Origin of the sequence: Azoarcus taiwanensis (assembly GCF_012910885.1) — a bacterium.
GTDB lineage: Bacteria > Pseudomonadota > Gammaproteobacteria > Burkholderiales > Rhodocyclaceae > Azoarcus_F > Azoarcus_F taiwanensis.
On sequence record NZ_WTVM01000211.1, the window covers coordinates 1 to 4,155 of the forward strand.

Consider the following 4,155-nt stretch of genomic DNA (forward strand, 5'->3'; position numbering starts at 1 on the left):
CTGGTGCACCGTGCGGTGGCCGATGCCCAACCGTCGCGCGATGTCCTTTTCGCAGGCATCGCTCAAGAGCTGCGCCAGCACGTCGCGTTCGCGCGCGCTTAGCGGCGCCTGCGCGCCGAGCAGGCCGCGCGCCAGCAGCAGCTCGCGCTGGAACGCGGTGCTGCCGAGCAGGAAGAACCCCAGCAGATTCCGCTCGTGCTCGCCGAAAGGCCGCTCGCCGTGCCGGCGGTCGAGCACCAGATGCGTCTCGCAGTCCGGCGTGACGGTGAAGGCGCCATTGAGCCGGTCGTCGATGCGCTCGTCCGCCAGCGCCTCGCGCACGATCCAGCTACGCCGCCACACCGTGTCGTCCAACAGTTCGTGCCGCAATTGGCAGCGTGTGCGGCCGGCGTCGCGGACGATGGCGCCGGCGTAGGGCTCGACCTCCCCCGCCTCCAGGGCGCCGGCCAGTGCGCGCGCCATCTTCTGGCGCTCGTCGCGGCAGTGCAGGTGTTCCGCCGCGCGGATGCGCCAGCCGGACATCGCGTCCCCGGCCGCCGCGCCCTCGCGGCCGGCCGCCACCCAGGTGGCGTTGCTGGCTCCGATGTGGCTCGCCAGCCGCGCCAGGCAATGGCGCAGCGCCGCGTCGCACTGCGCCGCCGGCGCCTCGGCGAGCTCCCGCCACAAGGCGGCCAGCAGGCGCATGTCCGCGTCCCTGAGTATGCCCATCGGTTTCATGGAGCCTCCCTTTCACCCGGTGCGCATCGGAGGTGGCGCATCCGCTAACTAGCGGATGGTGTCACAACATCATATGGCGACACAATCCGGGACGGCCGGACGACGCGGGAGAGGACCCGGCAACCAAGGATTATGAAATGAAAAAGGGGGGGCGATGAAATACAACGAACTGAAGTACCTGACCGCGCACAATGCCTACGCCGCGCCCAAGTACGGATACCAGTTGATCGACCCGCTGCTCACCAACCAGAAGAAGAGCGTAACTGACCAACTCAACTGCGGCGTTCGTGGCTTGATGCTCGATATTTACTGGGACGGCAGTGAGAAGGTGGTCTGTGCGCATGGCAGCAGTACGATTATTGCCCATGTCGATCTGGCGGTAATTCTTGATGAAATCAGTGACTTTCTGCGTTGTAACGGGCGGGAGATCGTCACGATCTTCTTCGAGGATTACCTGTCGGACCACTACCGGAAACTGGCGGACGCCTTGCAGACCACGGGATACTGGTTCGATTTTTCGGCCTATGACGTCCCCAGGAATGGCTGGCCCGAAGTCGAAACGATGCTGGCGAACGGACACCGGATCGTCGCCTTTCTCGAGAAAACCACCGACCGGGAGAGCATGAATCTCCCCTATCTGTACGACTACGCGGTCGAAACCGTCTACGGCGAGGCCAGCCTTGACCACAATTCCTGGGTGAAGAAGAGAGACGAATCCTCCATCTTGTCGGGAGGAAGTGGCAAGTTGCGCAGGGAAGACACCCTGGCCATCGTCAATCACTTCAAGACGGTTCCCGCCTGGAGCACCAGTGACTATGAAGGCAACATCAGCAGCGAAAAGAACCTGATCGGCCACATCGATGATTTCTACGATGAGCACGGCAGAACGCCCAACACCATTGCGACCGATTTCATCGGTTCAGGCTTTCAACGACAGGCGCTGGAACATTTGAATCGCATCAAGCCCGATTTCGTCGACACGAAGCATTCCGGCTGGCTCGTCGGAAACAGCGTGGACTGGGACAGCCAAGCGTCTTTCCGGATTCCCGACGGACGCAAGCTGGTCGGCGTAAGAGTCTATAACGAGCGTGGATACGGCCTGATAGACATCGCATTCTGCCATGCTCCCGCCGATGCCCTGGACGATACGCACGAGAGAGAATGTGGCACACCCATTTTCGGCTTATTCGACAAGGGGCAAGAGTACGCAGCTTATGCTCCCCCAGGAATGGCGATCGATGGCCTGACGGTCGCCAAGTACGAACGCTACGGGCTGGTCAACCTGAAGATTCATTTCGGGTCGAAAGGCAGTGGCTGGCTTACGAAAAACGAAGGCAGCGACGCCGAAATGATCAGAGAAGGGCCGAGAGCGGGCACTGCGATACGAAAAATCGCCGTCCGCTCGGAAGGCGGGCACGGCCTGGTGGACCTGAAGTATTACTGGAAGTAGAGCCGTGTCGTCGCGCAAACCCGGCGCCGGGAGACGGCGCCGCCACCTTCCGCGCCTGGCCGGCGCAACGCTTCTCATCGCCCTGGCCGCGCCGCCGGCGGGGGCGACCAGTGACTGCGACGGCGATTCCGGTACCGCCAGCGGCGGCTTCGTTTGTGGCATGGCGAACAGTGCCACCGGAACGGCGTCTACAGCCGTAGGGGTAGGGAATACAGCCTCCGGCCACCAGTCAACCGCTGTAGGGTTTGGCAACCACGCCTCGGGTGATAGCGCTACCGCCGTGGGGGCGCATAGCAGAGCTGAAGGTTTTTGGAGCACGGCAATAGGACTCCAGAGTGAAGTCCAAGGGGGTGTCAGCAGCGCGGTGGCGCTTGGCGCCGGCTCGGTGGCCACGCAAGACTACACCGTCTCGGTCGGCAGCGCCGACGTCAAGAGGCGCATCGTCAACGTCGCTGCCGGCACGGACGCCACCGACGCGGTGAACAAGAGCCAGCTCGACGCCGTGGCCAACACCGCCAACAACGCCCTCTCGGTCGCCGGCGCGGCCCAATCCACCGCCAACAACGCCTTGAGCGCCGCCGCCACCGCCGACGGCAAGGCCGTTGCGGCACAGGGCACCGCCGACACCGCTCGCAATGAGGCCGCCATCGCACAGGGCACCGCCAATGCCGCCCTCTCGGCCGCTGGTACGGCCCAGGCCACCGCCGACACCGCCCGCAGCGAGGCCGCCGCCGCACAGGGCACCGCCAATACCGCCCTCTCGGTCGCCGGTACGGCCCAGGCTACCGCCGACACCGCCCGCAGCGAGGCCGCCGTCGCCCAAGGCACCGCCGACAATGCCTTGAGTGCCGCCGCCACCGCCGATGGCAAGGCCGTTGCGGCACAGGGCACTGCCAACACCGCCCTCTCGGCCGCCGGTACGGCCCAGGCCACCGCCGACACCGCCCGTAGCGAGGCCGCCGTCGCCCATTCGGTGGCGACCGGTGCCTATTCGGTGGCGACCGGTGCCCAGAACACGGCGGATACGGCGCTCGCCGCCTTGCAGAGCACGCTCAACCAGATGCTCGAGGCTGGCCTGTGCACCATCTCCGGCGCCAGCGTCGCCTGCGGCACCAACCTGCAACTCGCCGGCGGTGCCGTAGCCGCCGGGGCGGAGGACGGCATCGCCATCGGCCAGGGTGCCGAGGTGCAGTCCTCGGGCGGCATCGCCATGGGCCGGGACGCCACGGCGGTGCAGTCGAATTCGGTGGCGATTGGCGCCGGCGCCCATGCGCACTCGTCGGTGGCGGTGGGCACCGGCGCCCTGGCCATCGGCACCAACACCACCGCCGTCGGCGACAACACCGTCGCCTCCGGCGAACATGCCGTGGCGATCGGCAACGAGGCCCGGGCCGTGCACGACAACGCAGTCGCGATCGGCAACGGTTCGGTCACTGCCGCGCCGGACTCAATGAGCGTGGGCGCGCCGGGCGCGGAGCGGCGCATCACCCACGTGGCGCCGGGCGTGCTGGCGACCGATGCGGCCAACGTGGAGCAACTCGGCCAGGTCGCCGCCCGCATCGACCAGCGGGTCGGAGAAGTGCGGCGCATCGCGGCGCGCGGCGTGGCCTCGGCGATGGCGACGGCGCCGCAGCTGGCGTTGGCTCCCGGCGAGAGCGGCATTGGTGTCGGCATGGGGCACTACGACGGACAGTCGGCGATCGGCGTGACGGTCGGCCACACCACCCGCTCCGGTGCGCAATTGAACCTGGGCGTGGGCTACGCGGGCGCCGGCCGGCCGGCGCTGCGCGCCGGACTCGGCTGGAAGTGGTAGCCGCGGAGCGGCCATCGGCACGGCGCTGCGGCCACCGCCGCGCCGTGCGCGGACAAAGGTGTTGTTTGTCGAGAGCCACCCGGCCGACGCGCGCCTCGGTTACGTTACCTGACGCCCGGCGGGCAAGGCGTGGCGCGCGTCGGCCGGGTGGCTCTCGACAAACAACACCTTTGTC

The 4,155-nt window shown here is 66.9% G+C and carries 3 protein-coding genes and 1 pseudogene; 3 read left to right on the top strand and 1 reads right to left on the bottom strand.

Annotated elements, in window-relative coordinates:
- A partial coding sequence (locus GPA21_RS19435) for a LuxR C-terminal-related transcriptional regulator (RefSeq protein WP_168989727.1) occupies positions 1–717 on the bottom strand: 717 nt, incomplete at its 3' end.
- Positions 718–871: 154 nt separating this feature from the next.
- Between GPA21_RS19435 and GPA21_RS19440 the strand changes: the two genes are divergently transcribed.
- The 3 genes and pseudogenes from GPA21_RS19440 to GPA21_RS19445 all read left to right on the top strand — a co-directional run bounded on the left by GPA21_RS19440 (position 872) and on the right by GPA21_RS19445 (position 3,980).
- On the top strand, positions 872–2,167 hold the full coding sequence (locus GPA21_RS19440) for a phosphoinositide-specific phospholipase C-related protein (protein WP_168989728.1): 1,296 nt from the start codon (positions 872–874) through the stop codon (positions 2,165–2,167).
- A 160-nt stretch (positions 2,168–2,327) separates the two neighbouring features.
- A pseudogene (locus tag GPA21_RS21400) lies at positions 2,328–2,405 on the top strand (hypothetical protein); the annotation flags it as partial.
- 147 nt (positions 2,406–2,552) lie between these two features.
- Positions 2,553–3,980, top strand: a complete 1,428-nt coding sequence (locus GPA21_RS19445; RefSeq protein ID WP_339379826.1) for a YadA family autotransporter adhesin — start codon at positions 2,553–2,555, stop codon at positions 3,978–3,980.
- The last annotated feature ends 175 nt before the right edge of the window (positions 3,981–4,155 follow it).

Coding starts and splice junctions, on each gene's coding strand:
- GPA21_RS19440 (WP_168989728.1), top strand. CDS start 872: ATGAAATACAACGAACTGAAGTACCTGACCGCGCACAATGCCTACGCC.